Annotated in this window: 16 protein-coding genes; 8 read left to right on the forward strand and 8 right to left on the reverse strand. The window is 66.4% G+C overall.

The genetic code is table 11. From position 1 onward, the window contains the following. Positions 1 to 134 precede the first annotated feature (134 nt). The 4 genes from U8L64_RS17405 to selO all read left to right on the forward strand — a co-directional run bounded on the left by U8L64_RS17405 (position 135) and on the right by selO (position 8,780). A complete protein-coding gene (locus tag U8L64_RS17405; protein ID WP_333398367.1) occupies positions 135 to 1,937 on the forward strand; it encodes an acyl-CoA dehydrogenase in 1,803 nt (600 codons plus the stop codon). Positions 1,938 to 2,056: 119 nt separating this feature from the next. Further along, a complete protein-coding gene (locus U8L64_RS17410; RefSeq protein WP_333398368.1) occupies positions 2,057 to 3,802 on the forward strand; it encodes a potassium/proton antiporter in 1,746 nt (581 codons plus the stop codon). A gap of 94 nt (positions 3,803 to 3,896) precedes the next feature. After that, complete coding sequence (gene mscK / locus U8L64_RS17415) at positions 3,897 to 7,196, forward strand: mechanosensitive channel MscK (protein ID WP_333398369.1); 3,300 nt, start codon at positions 3,897 to 3,899, stop codon at positions 7,194 to 7,196. A gap of 126 nt (positions 7,197 to 7,322) precedes the next feature. Beyond that, complete coding sequence (gene selO / locus U8L64_RS17420; protein ID WP_333398370.1) at positions 7,323 to 8,780, forward strand: protein adenylyltransferase SelO; 1,458 nt, start codon at positions 7,323 to 7,325, stop codon at positions 8,778 to 8,780. Between the two features lie 785 nt (positions 8,781 to 9,565). On the opposite strand, the gene U8L64_RS17425 is transcribed toward selO, so the two are convergent. The 5 genes from U8L64_RS17425 to U8L64_RS17445 all read right to left on the reverse strand — a co-directional run bounded on the left by U8L64_RS17425 (position 9,566) and on the right by U8L64_RS17445 (position 16,027). Further along, a complete protein-coding gene (locus U8L64_RS17425; protein WP_333398371.1) occupies positions 9,566 to 10,756 on the reverse strand; it encodes a hybrid sensor histidine kinase/response regulator in 1,191 nt (396 codons plus the stop codon). A gap of 3 nt (positions 10,757 to 10,759) precedes the next feature. Next, on the reverse strand, positions 10,760 to 11,362 hold the full coding sequence (locus U8L64_RS17430; protein WP_333398372.1) for a chemotaxis protein CheB: 603 nt from the start codon (positions 11,360 to 11,362) through the stop codon (positions 10,760 to 10,762). Further along, entirely contained in the window at positions 11,359 to 12,177 is an 819-nt protein-coding gene (locus U8L64_RS17435; RefSeq protein ID WP_333398373.1) for a CheR family methyltransferase, read from the reverse strand. Before U8L64_RS17435 ends, U8L64_RS17430 begins: the two co-directional genes overlap by 4 nt. A 1-nt stretch (position 12,178) precedes the next feature. Beyond that, positions 12,179 to 15,667, reverse strand: a complete 3,489-nt coding sequence (locus U8L64_RS17440; protein WP_054094018.1) for a response regulator — start codon at positions 15,665 to 15,667, stop codon at positions 12,179 to 12,181. A 201-nt stretch (positions 15,668 to 15,868) separates the two neighbouring features. Next, positions 15,869 to 16,027 (reverse strand): YqaE/Pmp3 family membrane protein, encoded by a 159-nt coding sequence (locus U8L64_RS17445; protein ID WP_015275395.1) that lies wholly within the window; start codon positions 16,025 to 16,027, stop codon positions 15,869 to 15,871. Between the two features lie 438 nt (positions 16,028 to 16,465). Between U8L64_RS17445 and U8L64_RS17450 the strand changes: the two genes are divergently transcribed. Continuing rightward, complete coding sequence (locus tag U8L64_RS17450) at positions 16,466 to 16,963, forward strand: LEA type 2 family protein (protein WP_003286663.1); 498 nt, start codon at positions 16,466 to 16,468, stop codon at positions 16,961 to 16,963. Positions 16,964 to 16,969: 6 nt separating this feature from the next. Here U8L64_RS17450 and treF read toward each other — a convergent pair whose 3' ends face one another. Together treF and U8L64_RS17460 are read right to left on the reverse strand one after the other, a co-directional pair. Then, entirely contained in the window at positions 16,970 to 18,553 is a 1,584-nt protein-coding gene (gene treF / locus U8L64_RS17455) for an alpha,alpha-trehalase TreF (RefSeq protein WP_333398374.1), read from the reverse strand. Then, positions 18,550 to 19,317, reverse strand: coding sequence for an SDR family oxidoreductase (locus tag U8L64_RS17460; RefSeq protein WP_054094016.1), 768 nt, complete (start codon positions 19,315 to 19,317; stop codon positions 18,550 to 18,552). The genes treF and U8L64_RS17460 overlap by 4 nt, the downstream gene beginning before the upstream one ends. Positions 19,318 to 19,482: 165 nt before the next feature. On the opposite strand from U8L64_RS17460, the gene rarD reads away from it, so the two are divergent. Next, a complete protein-coding gene (gene rarD / locus U8L64_RS17465; protein WP_054094015.1) occupies positions 19,483 to 20,376 on the forward strand; it encodes an EamA family transporter RarD in 894 nt (297 codons plus the stop codon). Between the two features lie 15 nt (positions 20,377 to 20,391). On the opposite strand, the gene U8L64_RS17470 is transcribed toward rarD, so the two are convergent. Then, positions 20,392 to 20,910, reverse strand: a complete 519-nt coding sequence (locus U8L64_RS17470) for a glycine cleavage system protein R (RefSeq protein WP_003286668.1) — start codon at positions 20,908 to 20,910, stop codon at positions 20,392 to 20,394. A 226-nt stretch (positions 20,911 to 21,136) separates the two neighbouring features. Here U8L64_RS17470 and U8L64_RS17475 point away from each other — a divergent pair, with 226 nt between their 5' ends. Together U8L64_RS17475 and U8L64_RS17480 are read left to right on the forward strand one after the other, a co-directional pair. Next, positions 21,137 to 23,317 (forward strand): malate synthase G, encoded by a 2,181-nt coding sequence (locus U8L64_RS17475; RefSeq protein ID WP_138300560.1) that lies wholly within the window; start codon positions 21,137 to 21,139, stop codon positions 23,315 to 23,317. 182 nt (positions 23,318 to 23,499) lie between these two features. Then, positions 23,500 to 25,122, forward strand: a complete 1,623-nt coding sequence (locus tag U8L64_RS17480; protein ID WP_054094013.1) for a methyl-accepting chemotaxis protein — start codon at positions 23,500 to 23,502, stop codon at positions 25,120 to 25,122. Positions 25,123 to 25,134 lie beyond the last annotated feature (12 nt).

Consider the following 25,134-nt stretch of genomic DNA (forward strand, 5'->3'; position numbering starts at 1 on the left):
ATGCCCCTCTACTGCGCGTGCCTGCAGGATGCCAGAAGACGCTCGGTTTTATGCAGGCATCACCCATCTGTATGGAGCTAGGCAGCGGCCGGCAGCGCTTCCTAGACTCGGCTGCATCTCAAGGAGGCCGTCCCATGACCGAAACCCTGCTCTGTCCGCGCAACCTGGCGTTCGAACTCTACGAGGTGCTGGATGCCGAGGCCCTGACCCGCCGCGAGCGCTTCGCCGATCACAGCCGCGAAACCTTCGACGCCGCTCTCGGTACCGCGCGCACCATCGCCGAAAAATACTTCGCGCCGCACAACCGCAAGTCCGACGAGCATGAGCCGCAGTACGTCAACGGCGAAGCGGTGCTGATTCCCGAGGTCAAGCCGGCGGTGGACGCCTTCATCGAGGCGGGCTTTCACAACGCCCAGCGCAGCTTCGACGACGGCGGCATGCAGCTGCCGAACCTGCTGTCGCGGGCCTGCTTCGCGCATTTCCAGTCGGCCAACATCGCCACCAGTTCCTACCCGATGCTGAGCATGGGCGCCTCGCACCTGATCGAGGCCTTCGGTTCCGAGGAGCAGAAGCAGCGCTTCCTGCAGCCGATGCTCGAGGGCCGCTTCTTCGGCACCATGGCACTCACCGAGCCGCATGCCGGCTCCTCGCTGTCAGACATCCGCACCCGCGCCGAACCGGCCGGTGACGGCAGCTACCGGCTCAAGGGCAACAAAATCTTCATTTCCGGCGGCGACCACCCGCTGTCGGAAAACATCGTGCACATGGTGCTGGCCAAGCTGCCGGACGCGCCGCCCGGGGTTAAAGGCATCAGCCTGTTCATCGTGCCGAAGTTCTTGGTCAACGACGACGGCTCGCTGGGCGAGCGCAATGACGTGCTGCTGGCCGGCCTGTTCCACAAGATGGGTTGGCGCGGCACCACCAGCACCGCGCTGAACTTCGGCGACAACGGCAACTGCGTCGGCTATCTGGTAGGCGAGCCGCACAAGGGCCTGGCCTACATGTTCCAGATGATGAACGAGGCGCGCATCGGCGTCGGCATGGGCGCGATCATGCTCGGCTACGCCGGCTACCTCTACTCGCTGAACTACGCCCGCGAGCGTCCGCAGGGCCGCCTGCCGGATGGCAAGGACCCGGCGTCGACCCAGGTGCCGATCATCGAGCACACCGACGTCAAGCGCATGCTGCTGATGCAGAAGGCGTACGTCGAAGGCGCCTTCGATCTCGGCCTGTACTCGGCACGCCTGGTGGACGACGAGCACACCGCCGAGAGCGACGAGGAGCGGCGCAACGCCGGCGAACTGCTCGACCTGCTGACGCCGATCGTCAAGTCCTGGCCATCGGAGTACTGCCTGAAGGCTAACGAGCTGGCCATCCAGATTCTCGGCGGGCATGGCTACACCCGCGAATACCCGGTGGAACAGTACTACCGCGACAACCGCCTCAATCCGATCCACGAAGGCACCCACGGCATCCAGTCGCTGGACCTGCTCGGCCGCAAGCTGATGCAGAACAAGGGCGCCGGCCTGCGCCAGCTGCTCGGGTTGATCCAGGCCAGCTGCGCACGCGCCGCCGAATACGACTCGCTGACCGCACTGCGCCAGCCGCTGGAGCAGCATATCGCCCGCCTCACCCGCGTGACCCAGGCGCTGCTCGGCGATCTGGCGGCCGGCAAGGTGAACCAGGCGCTGGCCAACTCGGCGCTGTATCTGAAGGTCTTCGGCCATGCGGTGATCGGCTGGCGCTGGCTGGAACAGGCGCTGCGCGCCACGCACGGACTGACCGAAGGGCAGCCGGCCGATGCCGACTTCTACCGCGGCAAACTGCAAGCGGCGCGACTGTTCCTCACCTGGGAGCTACCGGGCTGCATGCACGAGCTGGCGCTGCTGGAGCGACGCGACGACACCTGTCTGAACATGGAGGGCGACTGGTTCTGAGCGAGGCGAACGCGCGCCGAGCGCGAGCGGGGTATTTTTGACAGACCGTCAAAACCTCGGGTTAGAATCCTGCTGGCACAGCCCATGCATATCGCGGCTGCATCTACAGGAGAACGCTTTTGGACGTCGGCAACATCAATCACCTGTTTTTCATTGGTGGCTTGCTGGTGGCCATTAGCATTCTCGTCAGTTCGTTGTCGGCGCGTGTCGGCGTACCCATTCTGGTGATCTTCCTCGGCGTCGGCATGCTCGCTGGCGTCGATGGCATCGGCGGCATCGTCTTCGAGGACTACAGGCTCGCCTTCGTCATCAGCAACCTGGCGCTGGCGGTGATCCTGCTCGACGGCGGCATGCGCACGCGCAAATCCACCTTCCGCGTCGCGCTGTGGCCGTCGATGTCGCTGGCGACCTTCGGCGTCGCCATCACCGCCGGCCTCACCGGTATCGCCGCCGCCTGGCTGTTCGACCTGGAGCTGATCGAGGGTCTGCTGATCGGCGCCATCGTCGGCTCCACCGATGCCGCGGTGGTATTCAACCTGCTCAACGGCAAAGGGCTGAACGAACGGGTCGGACCGACGCTGGAGATCGAGTCGGGCAGTAACGACCCGATGGCGATGTTCCTCACCGTGACCCTGATCGGCATGATCGCCTCGGGCCAGACCGAGTTCACCTGGATGGTGCTGGTGAGCCTGGTGCAGCAGTTCGGCATCGGCATCGCCCTCGGCCTGGGCGGCGGCTGGCTGCTGCTGCAGCTGATCAACCGGCTGTCGGTGGCCGACGGCCTCTACCCGCTGCTGGCGGTGGCCGGCGGCATCATGATCTACGCGCTGTCCGGCGCGGTGGGCGGCAGCGGCATCATCGCCGTCTACGTCTGCGGACTGATGCTGGGCAACCGGCCGATCCGCAACCGCCACGGCATCATGCACATGTTCGACGGCCTGGCCTGGCTCAGCCAGATCGGCATGTTCCTCGTGCTCGGCCTGCTGCTCACGCCCAGCGAGCTGCTGCCGATCGCCGTGCCGGCGCTGCTGCTGTCGCTGTGGATGATCCTTTTCGCGCGACCGATTTCGGTATTCCTCGGCCTGCTGCCGTTCAAGAGCTTCAATCTGCGCGAGCGCGCCTTCATCTCCTGGATCGGCCTGCGCGGCGCGGTGCCGGTGATCCTCGCGGTGTTTCCGCTGGTAGCCGGGCTGGACAACGCCCAGCTGTTCTTCAACGTCGCGTTCTTCATTGTGCTGGTATCGCTGCTGCTGCAGGGCACCACGCTCACCTGGGCAGCGAAGAAGGCCCGCGTCGAGGTGCCGCCCTCGCCGTCGCCGATCTCGCGCACCGGCCTGCAGGTGCATACCACCAGCCAGTGGGAGATCTTCGTCTACCGCCTGTCGAGCAAGAAATGGTGCATCGGCGCCGCGCTGCGCGAGCTGAAGATGCCGCCCGGCACGCGCATCGCCGCGCTGTTCCGCGGCAAGGAACTGCTGCACCCGTCCGGTAGCACGCGGCTGCAGGTCGGCGACATCCTCTGCGTGATCGGCCACGAGGACGATCTGCCGGCCCTCGGCCAGCTGTTCAGCCAGGCGCCCAAGCGTGGCCAGGACCTGCGCTTCTTCGGTGACTTCATCCTCGAAGGCGAAGCCGAGCTGGGCGCGATCGCCGCGCTCTACGGCCTCAAATTGGACGGCATCGACGGCAGCCAGCCGATCGGCCAGTTCCTCGCCCAGCAGCTCGGCGGCCAGCCGGTGGTCGGCGACCATGTCGACTGGAACGGCCTGGCATGGACGATCGCCGCGATGGAAGGCGGCGAAGTACGCAAGGTCGGCCTGAAGTTTCCCGAAGGCGCCAAGCCCGGCCCGCAGCTGATGTTCTGATCCCGCGGCGGGCGCCGGTGCGCCCGTCTCGCGGACTCGCACTCGCCCGGCGCAGACCGTAGACTCAGCAGTCCCTTCGTTTGCGGCTGCATCCATGTCCTCCGTGCGCACCCTACTGCTGGCGGCCCTGGCCGCACTTTCCCTGAACGCGACGCCGGCGCTGGCTCAGGCGCTGGATATCACCGGCAGCAAACCGGCCGCCGAGGCCGAAGCCAAGCCCGCCGCTCCGTCGCTCGCCGAACAGATTCAGCAGCAGGCCGAACAAACCGCGACCGCACGCCAGCAACTCGAGGAGCGCAGGACGCAACTCGCGCAGGCGCCCAAGGAGATCGTCGAAGCCCGGCGCGCGCTCGATGCGCTCAAGGCCAAGCCGGACGAAGACCCGGCCAGGCGCTACGCCGGCCTGAACGTCGCGGCGCTCGACCAGCGCCTGGCCGAACGGATCGACGAGCTGGCCGAGTGGCAGAAACAGCTCAGCGCCGCCAACAGCCTGATCATCACCGCGCAGACCCGCCCGGAGCGTGCGCAGGCCGCCATCGGCAGCGCCCAGGCGCGCATCCAGGAGATCAACGCGCAGCTCAAGAGCGGGCGCGACGGCGGCAAGAGCCTCGGCGACGAGCAGCGCAGCCTGCTCAACGCGGAACTCGAAACCCTCGGCGCACAGATCGAACTGCGCCGCCAGGAGCTGGCCGGCAACAGCCTGATGCAGGACCTGGGCAAGGCACGCCGCGACCTGCTCGCCGAACGCATCGCCCGCGCCGAGCTGGAAACCCAGGCGCTGCAGGCGCTGATCAACGAGAAGCGCCGCGCCGAGTCCGAGCAGACCGTCGCGGAGCTGTCGGCCAAGGCCGAGCAGGCCGGCTCCGATACCCTGCTGGCCGCCGAAAGCGCGGAGAACCTCAAGCTCTCCGACTACCTGCTGCGCGCCACCGAGCGGCTGAACGACCTCAACCAGCAGAACCTGCGCACCCGCCAGCAACTCGACACGCTGACTCAGACCGACCAGGCGCTGGAAGAGCAGATCAGCGTGCTCGAAGGCAGTCTGTTGCTGTCGAAGATCCTCTACCAGCAGAAGCTGACCCTCCCAAAGGTGACGCTGGACAAGAACCTCGCCGACGAGATCGCCGACCTGCGGCTCTACCAGTTCGAGCTGAACCAGGCGCGCGAGAAGGCCGGCAACGCCCAGAGCTACGTCGATCAGCTGCTCGCCAGCCAGCCGGCCGAACAGGCGACAGCGGAGCTGCGCGCCGCGCTGCTGGAACTGCTCAACACCCGCAACGAGCTGCTCGACCGGCTGAACCGCACGCTCAACGCGCTGCTCAACGAATCGATCACCCTGCAGCTGAACCAGAAGCAGCTGCACGATACGGCGAGCGCCCTGAGCGCGACGCTCGACGAGCAGATGTTCTGGATTCCCAGCAACAAGCCGCTGGACCTGAGCTGGCTGGCCAGCGCACCGCAGCGTCTGGAGCGCCAGCTCGCCAGCATTCCCTGGCGCTCGCTGTTGGGGGAGCTGGGCGCCGGCCTGAAGGAACGTCCGCTGCTGTTCCTGCCGCTGCTGCTGGCAATTGCCGTGCTGCTCTGGCGGCGCCCGGCGATCAACGCCAAGCTCGATGCGCTGAGCCGCGACGTCGGCCATTTCCGTAACGACAGCCAGCTGCATACGCCTTTGGCGCTGTTGCTCAACCTGCTGCTGGCGCTGCCCGGTGCGCTGCTGCTGGCGCTGTGCGGCTATCTGCTGCAGATGGACGCGCGTGGGCAGAACCTCGGCCTCGGTGCCGCGCTGTACGAGATGGCCCAAGCCTGGCTGGTGTTCTACACCGCCTACCGGATGCTCTCGCCGGGGCGCGTGGCGGAGCTGCACTTTCGCTGGTCGAAACCGCAAGTGACCTTCCTGCGCGACGAGCTACGCCGCCTCGGGCTGGTGGTGCTCACCCTGGTGGTGGCGGTTAGCATCGCCGAGCAGCAGCCGGCCAATCTCGCCGACGACGTGCTCGGCCTACTGGTGATCATCGCCTGCTATGCGCTGATGAGCTGGCGCATGGCGCGCATCCTGCGCAAGGGACCGGCCAGCGAGAATGCGCCGCACGGACGGCTGCTGCTCGGCATGCTGTTCAGCGTGCTGCCGCTGCTGCTGATCGGCGTGGTCGGCATGGGCTACTACTACACGGCGCTCAAGCTCACCGAGCGGCTGATCGACACGCTCTATCTGCTGATGCTCTGGGTCGCGCTGGAGGCCACGCTGGTCCGCGCGCTGACCATCGCCGCGCGGCGCCTGGCCTACCAGCGCGCGCTGGCCAAGCGCCAGAGCAGCGAGGAGAACGGCAACGCCGACACCGAGACGCTGGAGGAACCCGGCCTGGACATCGAGCAGGTCAACCAGCAGTCGCTGCGCCTGACCCGCCTGGCCACCTTCGGCCTGTTCGTCGTCGCGCTGTACTGGGTCTGGTCGGACCTGATCTCGGTGGTGTCCTACCTGGATAACGTCGCGCTCTACGAATTCACCAGCGGCAGCGGCGATACGCTGACCACCTCGGCGATCAGCCTGAACGACCTGCTCGGCGCGCTGGCCATCGTCGTCATCACCTTGGTGCTGGCGCGCAACCTGCCCGGCCTACTGGAGGTCGCGGTGCTGTCGCGGCTGAACCTGGCGCCCGGCAGCGCCTACGCCACCGGCACGCTGCTGTCGTACACGCTGGTGGGCACCGGCATCGTTTCCACGCTGTCGACCCTCGGCGTCAGCTGGGACAAGCTGCAGTGGTTGGTGGCCGCGCTGTCGGTGGGCCTGGGTTTCGGCCTGCAGGAAATCTTCGCCAACTTCGTCTCCGGCCTGATCATCCTGTTCGAGAAACCGGTGCGCATCGGCGACGTGGTGACCATCGGCAACCTCTCCGGCACGGTCAGCCGCATCCGCATCCGCGCCACCACCATCACCGATTTCGACCACAAGGAAATCATCGTTCCGAACAAGACCTTCGTCACCGACCAGCTGCTCAACTGGTCGCTGAGCGACACGGTCACCCGCGTCACCATCCGCATCGGCGTGGAATTCGGCTCGGACCTGGAGCAGGTTCGCGAGCTGCTGTTCCAGGCCGCGCGGGAGAATCCGCGCGTGCTCAAGGACCCGGAGCCGCAGGTGTTCTTCCTCAATTTCGGCGAGAGCCGCCTGGAACACGAGCTGCGCCTGCACGTGCGCGACCTCGGCGACCGCAACCCGGTGATCGACGAGATCAACCGTCGCGTCGATCGCGAATTCCGCGAGCGCGGCATCGTCATCGCCTTCCGCCAGCTGGACGTGCATCTGAAGGACTACGCCGGACGTGAGCTGCTGCTGCCGAAGAGCCAGCCGGTCGTGACGGGCGGCCCGCTGATCAAGGATCCCGACCCAAGCTGAACCCCACTGCGCGGTAAGAGCCTAATCTGACTGAACGGGCCGCTGGTGCAGCGTGCCGCAAAACGCCGCGCCGCTCTGCCGCCGCACATTCACCGCCCCGCTGCCGGGCATACTTGCGGAGCCATCTTGAAGACCCTTACCGAGCTGCACTTCGACAATCGCTTCGCCCGCCTCGGCGACGCATTCTCGACCGCCGTCGAGCCACAGCCGCTGGCCGATCCGCGCCTGGTGGTGGTCAGCAAAGCCGCCCTGGCGCTGCTCGATCTGGACCCAGCAGAGGCCGAGCAGCCGCTGTTCGTCGAGCTGTTTTCCGGGCACAAGCTCTGGTCGACCGCCGAGCCGCGGGCGATGGTGTATTCCGGTCATCAGTTCGGCGTCTACAACCCGCAGCTGGGCGACGGCCGCGGCCTGCTGCTCGGCGAGGTGCGGAACGCCGCCGGCGAGCACTGGGACCTGCACCTCAAGGGCGCCGGCCAGACGCCCTACTCACGCATGGGCGATGGCCGCGCGGTGCTGCGCTCGTCGATCCGCGAGTTCCTCGCCAGCGAACACCTGGCGGCGCTGGGCATCCCCAGCACGCGCGCGCTGTGCGTCACCGCCTCGGCCACGCCGGTCTACCGCGAGCGCCAGGAGCGCGGTGCCATGCTGCTGCGCCTGGCGCCCAGCCACCTGCGCTTCGGCCACTTCGAGTTTTTCTGCTACACGCGCCAGCACGCCGAGTTGAAGCAGCTGCTCGACTACAGCCTCGAGGCGCACTTTGCGCAGCTGCGCGAACAGCCCGAACCGTACCTGGCGCTGTTCCGCGAGGTGCTCGAACGCACCGCCGCGCTCGTCGCGCGCTGGCAGGCCTACGGCTTCTGCCACGGCGTGATGAACACCGACAACATGTCGCTGCTGGGCATCACCCTGGACTTCGGCCCGTACGCCTTCCTCGACGATTTCGACGCACGTTTCATCTGCAACCACTCCGACGACCGCGGCCGCTACTCGTTCGAGAACCAGGTGCCGATCGCCCACTGGAACCTCGCCGCGCTGGCGCAGTCACTCACGCCGTTCGTCGAGGTGGCGCGCCTGCGCGAGACGATGGAACTGTTCCTGCCACTCTACGAAGCCGAATGGCTGGACCTGATGCGCCGCCGGCTGGGCTTCACACGGGCCGAGGCGGACGACGAACGGCTGGTGCGCCGCCTGCTGCAACTGATGCAGGACAGCGCCGTGGACTACACGCGCTTCTTCCGCGAACTCGGCGACAGCCCGGCGCCGCAGGCCGTGCAACGCCTGCGCGAGGACTTCGTCGACCTGGCCGGCTTCGACGCCTGGGCCGCCGACTATTGCGCGCGCAGCGCCCGCGACGCCACCGAAACCGACCGGCAGGCGCGCATGCACGCGGTGAATCCGAAGTACATCCTGCGCAACTACCTGGCGCAGCAGGCCATCGAGGCCGCCGAACAGGGCGACTACGGCCCGGTGCGTGAGCTGCACGCGGTGCTCGGCCGGCCGTTCGACGAGCAACCGGGCATGCAGCGCTATGCCGAGCGGCCGCCGGAATGGGGCAAGCATCTGGAAATCAGCTGTTCGTCGTAGGGCGCGTCTGCCACATCGCAGCGGCAGGTTGGCGCGTTTGGGTGGTTTGCCAGCTCGTTCAGATTTGCGTCTGGAGATCAGGGCCCTTTCCGCGGGAGCTGGAGATTCTGGTTTCGGCCACCCGGCCGAGTCACTTTCTTGTTGCTTGCCCAACAAGAAAGTAACCAAAGAAGAAGGGCACCCGACATCCGGGTCTGACCGCTTCGCGGCCAGACTTCCCTCCTTCCGGTGCCGCTCCGGGGGCCGTCACGAAGGGACGTCCCTGTCCCTTCGCTCCTCGCTCGGCGTCCATGCCTCGCGTCCCCCTGCGTGACACCTCCACTCGGCCTCCTGACAGGATCGGGGTCCGAGTCGCCTGGCAGATCGAGCAGCGGGCTTCGCTGTGCTTGCTTTGGCTTTGCTTTGCTTTTTTGTGCGCGGCCTGTCAGGCGACACCAACCGCCCCTTTTCAGGAGGGTGAGGGGAATCGTTGCGTAGAGGGGCGAGCCGCAGGGATGCGGCGAGAGTCGTAAAGGGCCAAGGATGGCCCTTTACGACGCCCCTCGGAGCGGCGATGGAGCGAACGAACCCCGGTGCAGCCGGGGCCGGATGTAGGGGCAAGCGGTTTTGGTTACTTTTGCCGCGATTGGCAAAAGTGACTCGCCCAGCAGGGCGAAACCAAGCTTCCAAGCAACTCGCCAATCGCATGACAGCAAAACGTACAAGCAGCACGATCAGCCTGACCAACCATAGGCCGGAGGGCAACCCACACCGCTCACGCCTGACTGCCAGTCCGCAACAGCACCCTACGGATTCAAGGGCAGCAGCACGCGAAACAACGCCCCCTGCCCCTCCTCGCTCTCGACCTGGATACGCCCACCATGCGCCTTGACGATCTGCTCGGCGATGAACAGGCCGAGCCCCAGCCCGGCGCTGCTCTCGCTACCCTCCGCGCGCTCGAACTGGCAGAAGATGCGCGCCAGGCTCTCCGGCTTGATGCCGATACCATGGTCGCGCACCTCGATCCGCGCGCCCTCGGCGCAAGGCCCGACGCTCACCTGCACCGGGTTGCCGGCACCGTAGCGCATGGCGTTGGTGAGCAGATTGGCCACCACCTGCTCGATACGAAACGCGTCCCAGACGCCGACGACCGACTCGGCCTGCTGCAGTTGCAGCGTGCAGCCGCGGCCTTCCATCTGCGCGGCGAAGCTCTCCAGCACATGCGCGACCAGCTCGGCCAGGTCGATGCGGCTCGGGCGGATCGACAGCTTGCCGGTGCGGATGCGCGAAACATCCAGCATGTCGTCGATCAGGCGGATCAGGCTCTGCACCTGCCGCTCGTCCTTCTCGACCATGTTGCGCAAACGGTCCTCGCTGAAGGCGGCGAAATTGCCGCGCGCCAGCTGCAGCTTGCGCAGCTGCACTTCGAGGATCAGCGTGTTGAGCGGGGTCTTCAGCTCGTGAGAAACGATGGACATGAAGTCGTCGCGCATGCGCACGGCGTTCTCCAGCTCGGCCTGGGTGCTGCGCAGCTCATCGAGCAGCACCTCCTGCTCGCGCCGGCTCTTTTCCAGCGCCTCCAGCTGGCGCGCCATGCGCTTGCGGTTGCGATAGAGATCGACGAACACGCTGGCCTTGCTGCGCACCGCGTGCGCATCCAGCGGCTTGTGCAGAAAGTCCACCGCACCGCTCTCGTAGCCCTTGAAGGCGTAGTTGAGCTCGCGCCCGGCGGCGCTGACGAAGACGATGGGAATGTGTTTGGTGCGCTCGGTGCCGCGCATCAGCTCGGCCAGCTGGAAGCCGTCCATGCCGGGCATCTGCACGTCGAGGATCGCCAGCGCGAATTCGTGCTGCAGCAGCAGCTCCAGCGCCTGCTCGGCCGATTCGGCCTGATGCACGCGGATGCCCGGCGCCTGCAACAGCGCGCCGAGCGCCAGCAGGTTCTCCGGCAGGTCGTCGACGATCAGCAGATTCGCCTCATCGGTTTGATAGGGCATGACTCACTCCAGTTCGCGCAACAATCGGTGTATGTCACGCAGGGGCAAAATGTAGTCCGGCGCGAAGCGCTGGAGTGCGGCGCGCGGCATGCTGTCGACTTCTGCCTCGTCCGGGTCCTGGACGATGGTCAGACCGCCGGCGCGATGAATCGCTTCGAGGCCGGCGGCGCCGTCCTCGTTGGCGCCGGTCAGCAGGATACCGGCCACGCGCTCGCCCCAGGCGTCGGCGGCGGATTCGAACAGCACGTCGATCGACGGCCGGGAAAAATGCACGCTGTCGTCCTGACTCAGCGACAGACTGGTGTCCTGCTCGACCAGCAGGTGATAGCCGGGTGCGGCGAAATACAGGGTTCCGCCGCGCACCCGCTCCTTCTCGTCGGCTTCCTTGACGTGCAGGTCGGTCTTGCGCTGGAAAATCTCCGCCAGCTGCGTCGGCACGCCTGAAGGGATGTGCTGCACCACCAGCAGCGGCAGGCGGAACGTCGCCTCCAGCCCGGCGACCAGCACGCTGAGCGCGGCCAGACCACCGGCCGAGGTGCCGATGACCACCGCCTCGATAGACGACCGCCGCGTGCCGGCCATGCGCCGGGGTGCCTGGCTGCTCATAGCTTGCGGAAGATCCGTTCCGATTTGTCGAAGGCCTCGAACTGCCCGGCGCAGGCGGAGAATTCCACCGTTTCCTTGGCGCCCAGGCCGAGGAAACCACGATGACAGAGCGATTCGTAGAACAGCCCGAAGGCGCGGTCCTGCAGCGACTTGTTGAAATAGATCAGCACGTTGCGGCAGGAGATCAGCTGCGTTTCGGAAAACACGCTGTCGGTCGCCAGGCTGTGATCGGCGAAGGTGACGTTCTGTTTGAGCGCCTTGTCCATCAGCACGGCGTCGTAGGCGACCGTGCAGTAGTCGGCGAAGTTGCCCCGGCCACCGGCCTGCTGGTAGTTCTCGGCGTACTTGTTCAGATGCTGGACGGGAAAGATGCCCCGGCGCGCCTGCGCCAGCGAGCGCGGGTTGATATCGGTGGCGTAGATCAGCGAGCGCTCCAGCAGGCCTTCCTCCTTGAGCAGGATGGCCATCGAGTAGACCTCCTCGCCGGTACTGCAGCCGGCGATCCAGATCTTCAGCGACGGGTAGGTGCGCAGTACCGGCACCACCTGCTCGCGCAGTGCGCGAAAGTATCCGGGGTCGCGAAACATCTCGCTGACCGGGATGGTCAGGTACTGCAGCAGATCCATGAAGGCCCGCGCGTCATGGAGAATGCGGTGCTGCAGCGCCGAGATGTTCTCGCAGTCCAGCTGCTTGAGCGCAAGCGCCACCCGGCGCTTGAGCGAAGCGCCGGAATAGTCGCGAAAGTCGTAGCTGTACCTGAGGTAGATCGCCTCGATCAGCAGCTTCAGCTCGATATCGGTGCTGCGCTCGGGCATGTCACAGCAGCTCCACTTTCGGCAGCCAGACGCGGATCAGCGAGAACAGCCGGTCGAGGTCGATCGGCTTGGCCAGGTAATCGTTGGCACCGGCGCTCAGGCTGCGGTCCTGGTCGGTTTTCATCGCCTTGGCGGTGACGGCGATGATCGGCAGCTTGGCCAGACGCGGGTCCTTGCGGATTTCCTGCATGGCGGTGAAACCGTCCATCTCCGGCATCATGATGTCCATCAACACCAGATCGATGGTGCTGTCGTGCCGCAGCTTGGCGATGGCTTCCAGGCCGTTGCGGGCGATCTCCACCACGGCGCCCTTCTGTTCCAGCGCGCTGGTCAGGGCGAAGACGTTACGCACGTCGTCGTCGACCACCAGCAGCTTGCGTCCCTCGAAGGCCTTCTCGCGGCTGCGCGCGCTCTTGAGCATTCTCTGCCGCTCCGGCGGCATGTCCGACTCGACCTTGTGCAGGAACAGCGTGACCTCGTCGAGCAGCCGTTCCGGCGAGCGCGCGCCCTTGATGATGATCGAGCGCGAATACTTGAGCAGCGCCGCCTCCTCATCGCGGGTCAGGTTGCGCCCGGTGTAGACGATCACCGGCGGGAAAGAGCAGATGTCCTCCTTGGCCATGCGCTCGAGCAGCTCGCTGCCGTCCATGTCCGGCAGCTTGAGGTCGATGATCATGCAATCGAAGGCGGTGCTGCGCAGCAGCTCGAGCGCCTGCTCGCCGAACTCGACAGCGGTGATCTCGATATCCACATCCTCGATCAGCCGCGACACGCTCTCGCGCTGGCGGGCGTCGTCCTCGACCAGCAGGATGCGCTTGACCTTCTGCGCCAGCTTGGCCTCCAGACGGCTGAACACCTCCTTGAGCTCGTCGCGGGTGGTGGGCTTGAGCGCGTAGCCCACCGCGCCCATCTGCAGCGCGGCCTCCTTGCGATCCTCCACCGAGACCACGTGCACCGGGATGTGCCGGGTCGCCGGGTTCTCCTTCAGGCGTTCGAGCACGGTCAGCCCGGAATGGTCGGGCAGGCGCATGTCCAGCAGGATGGCATCTGGCTTGTACTGCACGGCGGTGTCGAAACCGTCGTCGGCGTTCTGCGCGATCAGGCAGCTGTACTGCAGCTCGTGCGCCAGCTCGCGCAGGATGCCGGCAAACTGCGGCTCGTCCTCGATGACCAGCACCGAGCGGGCGGTGAACGGATAGGCGTCGCGATCATCGGCAATCGACGCGACGACCGGCCTGGGCGCCGGTGCCGGTGCCGGTGCCGGTGCTTCGGCGCGCGGCACGACGGGCGATGCGACTGGCAGTGGCGCAGGCGGCACCACGCGGCTGGGAGCGGCGTAATGCTCCGGCAGCAGCAGGGTGAAGGTGCTGCCCATGCCGACCTCGCTCTGCACCTCGAGCGAGCCACCGAGCAACTGCGCCAGCTCGCGCGAGATCGACAGCCCCAGCCCGGTGCCGCCATAGCGTCGGTTGGTGGTGCCGTCGGCCTGGCGGAAGGCCTCGAAGATCGCCGCTTGATGCTCCGGCGCGATGCCGATGCCGGTGTCACTGACGCTGAAGGCGATCCGGCCGTCGCCGTGCGGTGCGATGCGCAGGCACACCGAGCCGCTCTCGGTGAACTTGAAGGCATTGGCCAGCAGGTTCTTGAGAATCTGCTCCAGACGCTGGCGATCGGTGTACAGGCTCGGCGGCAGGTCGTCGGCCAATTCGACGCGCAGCTCCAGCGCCTTCTCCAGCGACTGTGCCAGGAACAGGCTCTTCAGCCCGTCGGCCAGCCGGGCCAGAAGAGTTGCCTCGGGGTGCACGTCGAGCTTGCCGGCTTCGACCTTGGCGATGTCGAGGATATCGTTGATCAGCGTGAGCAGATCGTTGCCGGCCGAATAGATCGAGCGGGCGAACTGCACCTGATCGTCACTGAGGTTGCCCTGCGGATTGTCGGCCAGCAGCTTGGCGAGGATCAGCGAACTGTTCAGCGGCGTGCGCAGTTCGTGCGACATGTTGGCGAGGAATTCGGACTTGTAACGGCTGGCGCGCTGCAGTTCGTCGGCGCGCTCCTCGAGCAGCAGCTGCGCCTCGCGCAGACGCCCGTTCTTCTCGTCCATCTCGTCGCGCTGGCGGGCCAGGGTATCGGCCTGCTCGGCCAGCTGCTCATTGGTCTGCTCCAGCTCGACCTGCTGCTCCTCCAGATGCATCTGCGATTCGCGCAGGGCGCTGGACTGCTCCTCCAGTTCCTCGTTGGCGGCGCGCAGTTCTTCCTGTTGCACCTGCAGTTCTTCGTTGAGCTGCTGGGTTTCGGCGAGCACGCGCTGCAGCCGCTGACGATAACGCGCCGCCTCGATGGCCGCGCCGATGGCCGCGCCGACCCGGCGCAGCAACTCGCGATCCTGCTCGCGCAGGGGACGCAGGAAGCCGAGTTCGATCACCGCGTTGAGCATGCCGCTGTCTTCCACCGGCACGATCAGTACCGAGCTCGGCACGGTCGCGCCCAGTGCCGAGCTGACGCGCAGATAGTCGGCCGGCAGCTGTTCGAGGGCCAGTTCGCGCCGCTCCAGCGCGGCCTGGCCAACCAGCCCGGCGCCGAATTCGAGCACAAGGTTGTCGTCCAGCCGCTGCGGATCGTAGGCGAACTCGGCGACGCGCTGCAGCTTGCCGTCCTGCACCACGTAGAGCGCACCGACGGCGATGTCGAGATAGCGCGCAAGAAACTGGAGGATGCTCTGACCCAGCGCCGGCAGCGCCATCTCGCCGATGATCGCCTCGCCCAGCTGGCTTTGCCCGGTGCGGTACCAGGCCTGTTGTTCAAGCAAACGGGCGTGCGCCTGCTGCCCGGCGAGCAGCGTGCTGTAGGTGTTCGACAGGCCGAGCAGATCGCGGCGGCCGAACCAGGCCAGCAGGCCGCTGAAGATCAGGCTGAACAGCAGGAAACCGCCGATCAGCGCGGTGGTGGTCATCTCGCTGAAGTCGGTACGTTCGGCGCGAATCTGCCGCTCGGTGGCGATGAAATCGTTGAGGTATTGGCGAATCTTGCCGGACAGATTCAGCCCGCGCGCCGTGGCCACCAGCTCCTGGATCGATTCGCCATGATCACGCGCGGCGATGCCCTGCTCGGCGAACCGCACCCATTCGGCGAACACCGAGCGCGCCTGCTCGACCCGGCTGAGCTGCATCGGGTTGCCACGGGCGTAGCGCTGCAGGTCGTCCAGCTGCTGGCGCATCAGCGGCAGCTCGCGGTTGTAGGGCTCCAGGAAAACCGCCTCGCCGGTGATCAGGTAGCCACGCATGGAGGCTTCCAGGTCACCCATCATCTTCGCCGCCTCATGGGCGTGGGCGACGCCGCGCACCGATTCGTCGACCCAGTGGCTCACCTGGAGCAGGTAGTAGACGATGACGCTGAAGAAGAACGCGCTGAGAAATCCGAAGCCCAGCGGAACGGTCACGTTGCGGCTGAGGATGCGTTTGAAGTTGCTCTGCTCGACGAAGGAATCGCTCATCTGGTGTCCTTTCCGGCGGCCACTGGCATCGCGCGCGGCAACCGCTGTCCGCGCGTGACCCATCGGTCACGAAATTCCGTGATCTTCCGGCATGTTCTTGAGTGTTGCGCGACGCTAATAGGTTTCCGCGCAGCGAGCTGGGGACTGTACACAACCCGTTCTGGCAGCACAAAAGTAGCTGACGTCAGGTCCGCGCGCGGCTCAGCGTCGGGCGATGATCCACACGGCATGGATGATGCCCGGGATGTAGCCCAGCAGCGTGAGCAGGATGTTCAGCCAGAAGGCACCGGCGAACCCCACCTGCAGGAATACGCCGAGGGGCGGCAGAAGGATGGCAACAATGATGCGGATCAGGTCCATGTCGGGTCTCCGTCGGGTCTACAAGACGGCCTGGCGGCCTGTGCAGTCGACCGGAATGAGGTCTGACGGTTCCGTTTCGCGCGGAAGGGGAACGGCAACCGCCGCCGATTGGCAGCGGTTGGCAGCTCCGGGAGGCGTCCGGGTCGGTCGCCAGGGTGCGCCAACAGGCGCAGGAGTGAGGGTGGACGCGACCGGCCAGTCGTGGAGCCGGTCTGTTGCGTCCGGCGCCATCCGCCTTGTGGGCGAACAGCGCGACCAAGCGGTTCGCTTAGCGTGCTAACTATTTCAAAGAAGAACTGCCTGGGCCATTGGCGGAAGGTCGAATCCCGGCCGGCTTGCGCGGCGCATCGTCTATCCTGCCGGGACGCTGGAATACCGGAACGTCTGGGCCGGGCGGCAGTCATCTGCTCGAGCGCCAGAAATCTCACAGGAACCGCCATGCCCAAGCCCCTGCTATCGCGCCTGCGCCTGCTTGCCCTCGCGCTGCTCGCCCTGAGCCTGTCCGCCTGTGCGCTGCTGCCCTCGCACGACCCGCTCGAGGTGCAGGTCGCCGGCATCCAGCCGCTGCCGGGCGAAGGGCTGGAGTTGCGCCTGCTGGTCAAGCTGCGCCTGCAGAATCCCAACGACGCCGCAGTGGACTACGACGGCGTGGCGCTGAGCCTCTCGGTCAACGACCGACGCCTGGCCAGCGGCGTCAGCGACCAGCGCGGCAGCGTGCCACGCTTCGGCGAGCGCGTAGTCAGCGTGCCGGTGACCATCTCGGCGCTGTCGGTTGCGCGGCAGGCGCTCGGGCTGGCCGATGGCAGCCGGCTCGATGCGCTGCCCTACGTGCTGCGCGGCAAGCTCGGCGGCGGGCTGTTCGGCACGCGGCGCTTCACCGACAAGGGCACGCTGGACCTGTCCGGCGTCGCCAATCCGTATCGCCCGCTGCCGTAGCGCTGGTTAGTCCGGCCGACAACGGCCGGCGCGGCAGCGGTTGGCTTGGTGCCCGGGGTCTTCCTGCATCAGCTTGCGGGTCACGCCGTTGGTCCAGCCGAAGCCGTCCTGACGCTGGTATTCGCCGCCGCTCGCGGCCTCGGTACAGGGCCGCAGCACATACTTTTCCACCAGCTTGTTTTCGCGCTCGAACAGGTAGCTGACGATCTCCAGCCAGCGCTGTTCGATCTCCAGCGCCAGCGCTTGATGGCCGTAGTGCTGCAGGCCGCGAATGCCAATCCACTGCAGCGGCGCCCAGCCGTTGGGGCAGTCCCATTGCTCGCCGCTGCCATACACCTCGGTCGTGCGCAGGCCACCGGGTGCCAGCAGCCGCGTGCGCACCACCTCGGCCACACGTGCCGCCTGTCGCGGGTCGGCCAGCTGGACGAACAGCGGCATCAGGGTGGCGGCGGTGAGGTTGTCGCGCTGGCGCTGAATCGCCCAGTCATAGTCGAAGTAGGCGCCGCCGACGTCGTTCCACATATGACGCTGCATCGCCGCCCGCCGCCGCTCGGCATAGTCGTGGAATTGCCCGGCATCGCGACGCAACCCCTCGACCGCACAAAGCCGGGCGATCTGCCGCTCCAGCTGGTAAAGCAGCGCATTGAGATCGACCGGCAGGATGCAGGTGGTGCGGATGCTCGCCAGGCGACACGGATCGTCCAGCCAGCGCGAACTGAAATCCCAGCCGGACTCGGCCGCGGCACGCAGGTGGCGATACACCTCATGTGCTGGACGCGACGAGTGTCGCGCGGTCTCGACGTCCTCGCGATAGGCCTCCTCGCGCGGCGTGTCGCGTTCGTCCCAGTAGCGGTTGAGCAGGCAGCCGTCGGCCAGGCGCACGCAGCGCCGATGCGCCTCGCCCGGACGCAGCTCGGCGCCGCCGTCCATCCAGAAGGCATATTCCTTGCGCAGCTGCGGCAGGTAGTCGGTGGCGGGATGCACGCCGGTCTGCTCGAACAGTTCGGTCATCAGGGCGAATACCGGCGGCTGCGAGCGGCCGAGGTAGTAGCTGCGATTGCCGTTGGGCACGTGGCCGTAGGTATCGATCAGGTAGGCGAAGTTATCGGCCATCGAGCGCAGCAGCTCGCAGTGGCCGCTCTCGTCGAGGCCGAGCATGGTGAAGTACGAGTCCCAGTAGTACAGCTCGGTGAAGCGTCCGCCCGGCACCACGTAAGGGTGCGGCAACGGCAGCAGCGAGGAGAACGGCGGATGCTCGCGCGGCTGGCGGGTCAGCACCGGCCACAGCCGATCGATGTGCGCCGCCAGGCTGTCGTCCGGGTTGGCGACGAACGCCTTCGGCGGTAACTCGTACGGGCTGAAGTTGGCGTGCACGAATGCGCCGAGGTCGAAGTTCGCGGCATCGCGCTGTGCGCGGTAGTCGTCGAGAATCGCCTGCGGCTCGCGGCACGGCACGCAGTCAACGAAGGTCTTGCTGTCGACGAACACGCGCTGCATCTGCACCGCGACGAACAGCTCCTCGTAGCGCTCGGCTGGGGTCAGGCTGTCGGCCATGCCGGCAAGCTCGACGGCGGGGGCGATGTCGGTCATTGCTCGTGATAGTTCCATAGCAGGCCGCCGTCGACCACCAGCGTCGTGCCGGTGATGTAATCGGCCTCGTCCGAGGCGAGAAAGGCCACCGCGCCGGCGATGTCGCGCGGCTGGCCGAGCCGGCGTGCGGGAATGTCCCGCAGCAGGCCGGCGAGCTTGTCCGGCTGCTGCAGCAGCTCGCGGTTGATCGGCGTTTCGATGGCGCCGGGCGCGACGTTGTTGACGGTGATGCCCAGCGGCGCCAGCTCGATGGCGAGGTTGCGCATGAGCATCTTCAGCCCGCCCTTGCTGGCGCAGTAGCTGGCGAAGTTGGGGTGCGGCAGCTCCTCGTGCACCGAACTGTTGTTGATGATGCGCCCGCCGTGGCCGGCCTCGCGCAGATGGCGGGCAAAAGCCTGGGCGAGGAAGAACGGCCCGCGCAGGTTGACCGCCAGCACCCGCTCGTAATCCTCCAAGCTCGCGTCGAGAAAGCCCGCCTGCGTCTGGATGCCGGCGTTATTGACCAGGATGTCCAGCCGCCCGAGCTGCGCCACGCTCTCGCGCACCAGCCGCTGGCAATCCTCCACGCGGGACACGTCGGCGGCGACGATGCAGGCACGGCGCCCGGTGGCGCGGACCTGCGCCGCGCTTTCGCGGGCGTCGGCATCGTCTTCGCGACCGTTGATAACGACATCGGCGCCGGCCTGCGCCAGACGCACGGCGATGCCGCGGCCGATGCCCTGGGTACTGCCGGTCACCAGTGCGACCCTGCCATGCAAATTCATGCGTGATCTCCACCGCGGGCGTTCGCCCATGCCGTTCTGACGCGCCCCGTCCCGGCATGTTCCGCCGTCCCGCCAGGCGGCGCGCGAGAGGCGGCCGCTGCGCTTTCTCGAACTGCGACAAAAGCGCACAATAGAGCGCTTTCCGCCGCCCCGAAGAAGGACTTCATGACCACCCCCGACCTGCGCAAAGGCTACCTGCTGGGGCTCGTCACCTTCGGCATCTGGGGCATGTTCCCGCTGTACTTCAAATCCATCGAACAGTTCGGCGCCCTGGAGATCGTCACCCAGCGCGCGATCTGGTCGGCGCTGTTCGGCACGCTGGTGCTGCTGGTCTGGCGCCACCCCGGCTGGCTGCGCGAGCTGCTCGAACACCCGCGGCGCATCGGCGTGCTGGCGATCTCCAGCCTGCTCATCGCCAGCAACTGGCTGATCTACGTCTGGGCGGTGAACCACGGTCACATGGTCGCGGCCAGCCTGGGCTACTACATCAATCCGCTGGTCAACGTGCTGCTCGGGCTGATCGTGCTGCGCGAGCGGCTGCGTCCGCTGCAGTGGCTGGCGGTGGCGATGGCAGCTGCCGGCGTGGCCTTGCAGCTGCTGACGCTGGGCGAGTTTCCGTGGATCTCCATCGCGCTGGCGCTGAGCTTCGGCAGCTATGGGCTGTTGCGCAAACAGGCGCCGGTGGCGGCGCTGCCCGGGCTGGTGGTGGAAACCTGGCTGCTGCTGCCGGTGGCGCTGATCTGGCTGTTCTTCTTCGGCAACGGCGCGAGCACCGAGCCGGCGCTGTGGACCACCCGCGAAGCGCTCTGGCTGATGGCCGCCGGGCCGGTGACGCTGATCCCGCTGCTGTGCTTCAACGCTGCCGCGCGCCACCTGCCCTACTCAACGCTCGGGTTTCTGCAGTACATCACCCCGACGCTGTTGCTGATTCTCGCCGTGCAGCTGTTCGACGAGCCCTTCCCGGCGGACAAGCAGCTGGCGTTCTTTTTCATCTGGGCGGGGCTGGCGGTGTACAGCGTCGATACCTGGCGGCTGATGCGCAAGACCGCAACGGCCTGACCGCGACCGCGCCGCTCACTCCGGCGCTTGCAGCTTGAGTTCCACCATCAGGTCGTCGGCCAGGGTTTCCAGGCGGCCTTGCAGGACTTCCAGCGACAGCTCGCTGGGCACCGCCAGGCGCGCCTCGGCACGGAACAGCGGCTCGCCGCTCATCGGCGCCGACAGCACGTCGGTGTCAAGACTCTCCAGGTTGACGCCATGCTCGGCGAGCAGGCGGGTGATGTCGCGCACGATGCCGGGACGGTCGTTGCCGACCAGCTCCAGCTCGATTTCCTGCCAGCTGGTCGGCGGCTCGCTGCCGCTGTGCGCCAGCAGCACGCGAATGCCCTGCGCCTGCAAACCCTGCAGCGCCGCGGTGAGTGCGGCATGGGCTTCGCTCGGCACCGCCACCCGCAGGATTCCGGCGAACTGCCCGGCCATGCGCGACATGCGGCTCTCCAGCCAGTTACCGCCATGTTCGGCGATGCACTGAGCCAGCCGCTCGACCAGCCCGGGCTGATCCTCGGCGATGACGGTGAGTACGAGGTGATCCATTGCCTGCTCCTTTGACGCTAAGCGGTTCGCATGAAAAGACGTTTTCTAGGTATAGCAGGCAGCGACGCAGCGGCCGGCGCCGGGCACAACCGGCCATCGCCGCGCGGCAGGAAAGCGCCACTTTCAGCGGACTGATTTTCCCCGGCGCTTCATGTAGTATCCGCCGACCCGGACTACAAGAAATTGCATCCGACAGTTTTGAAAGAAGAACCAAGTGAGGCGAGTAATGACTGAGCGCGTTCAAGTCGGTGGCCTGCAGGTCGCCAAAGTCCTGTACGACTTCGTGAACAACGAAGCGATTCCCGGTACTGGCGTCGATGCCGCGGCCTTCTGGGCCGGCGCTGATCGCGTCATCCACGACCTGGCGCCGAAGAACCGCGCGCTGCTCGCCAAGCGTGACGAACTGCAGGCCAAGATCGACGCCTGGCACCAGGCGCGTGCCGGTCAGGCTCACGATGCCGTCGCCTACAAGGCCTTCCTGCAGGAAATCGGCTACCTGCTGCCGGAAGCCGAAGACTTCCAGGCCACCACGCAGAACGTCGACGAAGAAATCGCCGCCATGGCCGGCCCGCAGCTGGTGGTGCCGATCATGAACGCGCGCTTCGCGCTGAACGCCGCCAACGCTCGCTGGGGCTCGCTGTACGACGCCCTCTACGGCACCGACGCGATCTCCGAAGAAGGCGGCGCGACCAAGGGCCCGGGCTACAACGAGATCCGCGGCAACAAGGTCATCGCCTACGCGCGCAACTTCCTCGATGAAGCCGCGCCGCTGGAAAGCGGCTCGCACGTCGATTCCACCGGCTACCGCATCGAAGGCGGCAAGCTGGTCGTCGCACTGAAGAACGGCAGCACCACCGGCCTGAAGAACCCGGCGCAGCTGCAGGGCTTCCAGGGCGAGGCCGGCGCACCGGTCGCCGTGCTGCTGAAGAACCACGGCATCCACTTCGAGATCCAGATCGACCCGTCCAGCCCGATCGGCCAGACCGACGCCGCCGGCGTGAAAGACATCCTGATGGAAGCGGCGCTGACCACCATCATGGACTGCGAAGACTCCATCGCCGCCGTCGACGCCGACGACAAGACCGTCGTCTACCGCAACTGGCTCGGCCTGATGAAGGGCGACCTGGTCGAGGAGCTGGAAAAGGGCGGCAAGCGCATCACCCGCGCGATGAACCCGGACCGCGTCTACACCAAGGCCGACGGCAACGGCGAGCTGACCCTGCACGGCCGTTCGCTGCTGTTCGTGCGTAACGTCGGCCACCTGATGACCAACGACGCCATCCTCGACAAGGACGGCAACGAAGTGCCGGAAGGCATCCTCGACGGTCTCTTCACCAGCCTGTGCGCGATGCACAACCTCAAGGGCAACACCACCCGCAAGAACACCCGCACCGGCTCGGTCTACATCGTCAAGCCGAAGATGCACGGCCCGGAAGAAGTCGCCTTCGCCACCGAGCTGTTCGGCCGTGTCGAGGACGTCCTCGGCCTGCCGCGTAACACCCTGAAGGTCGGCATCATGGACGAGGAGCGTCGTACCACGATCAACCTCAAGGCCTGCATCAAGGAAGCGCGCGAGCGCGTGGTGTTCATCAACACCGGCTTCCTCGACCGCACCGGCGACGAAATCCACACCTCCATGGAAGCCGGCCCGGTGGTACGCAAGGCCGCCATGAAGGCCGAGAAGTGGATCAGCGCCTACGAGAACAACAACGTCGACGTCGGTCTGGCCTGCGGCCTGCAGGGCAAGGCGCAGATCGGCAAGGGCATGTGGGCCATGCCCGACCTGATGGCGGCGATGCTCGAGCAGAAGGTCGGCCACCCCATGGCCGGCGCCAACACCGCCTGGGTCCCGTCGCCGACCGCCGCCACCCTGCACGCCATGCACTACCACAAGGTCGACGTGCAGGCGCGCCAGGCCGAGCTGGCCAAGCGCGAGAAGGCGTCCATCGACGACATCCTCACCCTGCCGCTGGCGCAGGACACCAACTGGAGCGAGGAAGAGAAGCGCAACGAGCTGGACAACAACTCGCAGGGCATCCTCGGCTACATGGTCCGCTGGGTCGAACAGGGCGTCGGCTGCTCCAAGGTGCCGGACATCAACGACATCGCGCTGATGGAAGACCGCGCCACCCTGCGCATTTCCAGCCAGCACGTGGCCAACTGGATGCGCCACGGCGTGGTGACCCAGGAGCAGGTGGTCGAGAGCCTCAAGCGCATGGCCGCCGTGGTTGACCGCCAGAACGAAGGCGACCCGCTGTATCGCCCGATGGCGCCGGACTTCGACAACAGCGTGGCCTTCCAGGCGGCCCTGGAGTTGGTCCTCGAAGGCACCAAGCAGCCCAACGGCTACACCGAGCCAGTGCTGCATCGCCGCCGTCGCGAGTTCAAGGCCAAGAACGGCCTGTAACCCGCATCAACGCGACACAAGAACCGCCCCCCGGGGCGGTTTTTTTATGCCTGTCGGTTTCCCGGCGTTAAATATCAGGCGTTTTACAATCCGTAACGTGACCCGACTTGCCTCTTCAGTCACAATCTCGACCAGGCTGGCTTTTGGCTATCACTTTCCACGGCCTGCACCGGAGTCGACGCATGCTGAAGAATTTCTCGCTGACCGCCAAATTGTCCCTGGTCCCCGCCGTGGCGCTGTTCGGGCTGGTGCTGTACGTCCTCTACACCTCGCTGCAACTCTCGGCGACCGACTCCCGGCTGGAGCGGCTGGAAACCCGCAGCTACCCGACGCTGGAAAAGACCGACGCAGTGATCTTCCAGTTCTCCCGCGTGCCGGCGTTGTTGAACAACGCCGTGGCCGCCGGCGAACCCGGCGTGCTCGACGAGGCGCGCCAGGTACTGCAGCAGATCGACACGCAACAGCAGTCGCTGGCCACGCTGCTGGCCGACCAGCGCGCCCAGCAACAGGCGCTGGAGGAGTGGCGCACGGCGGTGCGCGGCTATGCCGACAACGCCCTCGCCGCCTCCGGCAAGCTGATCGACGGCAGCGCCTCGTTCGACGATCTGCGCCCGAGCCTCGACCGCATGGCCAGCGAGCTGGCCCAGGCCCAGCAGCTGGGCAGCACCTTCCGCGCGCAGGCCTACGGCGACTTCCAGCAGACCCTGGCACAGACCCGCGAGACCAATGCGGCCACCACGCGCCTGGGCATCGTCATCAGCCTGGTGCTGGTGGTGCTGGTGGGGCTCGGCGCCTGGCTGGTGATCCGCAGCGTGATGGCCAACGTGCGCGGCGTGATCGCCTCGCTGCAATCGATCGCCCGCGGCGACGGCGACCTGAGCCAGCGCGTCAACGTCGAGTCGAACGACGAGATCGGCGCCATGATCGAGCTGTTCAACGGCTTTCTCGACAAGCTGCAGGGCACCATCCGCCAGATCATCGAGGCAGCCAACCCGCTCGGCCAGGTTTCCAAGGAGCTGTACCAGCTCACCCAGGGCGCGGAAGAGAATGCCAAGTCGCAGCAGCACCACACCGACTCGATCACCCGCGACATCCTCACCATGACCGGCAGCATTCAGGAAGTGGCGCAGCGTTCGCGGCAGGCCTCCGATCAGGCCAACGCCGCGGCGCGCCAGACCGCCAGCGCGCGCGAGCACGTCAGCAGCCTGTCGACCGGCATCAGCGACCTGGGCGACAGCGTGATGGGCGCGGTCAAGGCGATGGAGCAGCTGGAAGAAGAAACCCAGGAAGTCGGCTCGGTGCTGACCGTGATCCGCAGCATCGCCGAACAGACCAACCTGCTGGCGCTGAACGCCGCCATCGAAGCGGCCCGCGCCGGCGAGCAGGGCCGCGGTTTCGCCGTGGTCGCCGACGAGGTGCGCAACCTGGCGCAGAAAACCGCCGCGTCCACCGCCGAGATTCAGCAGATCATTCAGCGCCTGCAGAACAGCGCCAACACGGTGCTCAACGTGATGACCAGCAATGGCGAGAAATCCCGCGCCAGCATCCAGCGCTCGGTCGAGGCCACCGAGCTGCTGCAAACCATCGCCCGTACGGTCAACCAGATCGACGAACTCAACGCCGGCATCGCCCAGTTCACTCAGGAGCAGATCGGCCTGTCGAGTTCCATCCAACAAGAAACCCAAGTGTTGCAGCAGGACGCACAAGCAACCGCCAACGGCGCCGAAGCCACCGCCCGCCTGGGCGAGCAGCTGGTGACGACCGGAGACCACCTGCGCGCCGCCACCAATCAATTCCGCGTTTAACCTTCTGGAGCA

The sequence above is a fragment of the Pseudomonas sp. FIP_A4 genome, from assembly GCF_036701605.1.
Taxonomy (GTDB): domain Bacteria; phylum Pseudomonadota; class Gammaproteobacteria; order Pseudomonadales; family Pseudomonadaceae; genus Stutzerimonas; species Stutzerimonas phenolilytica.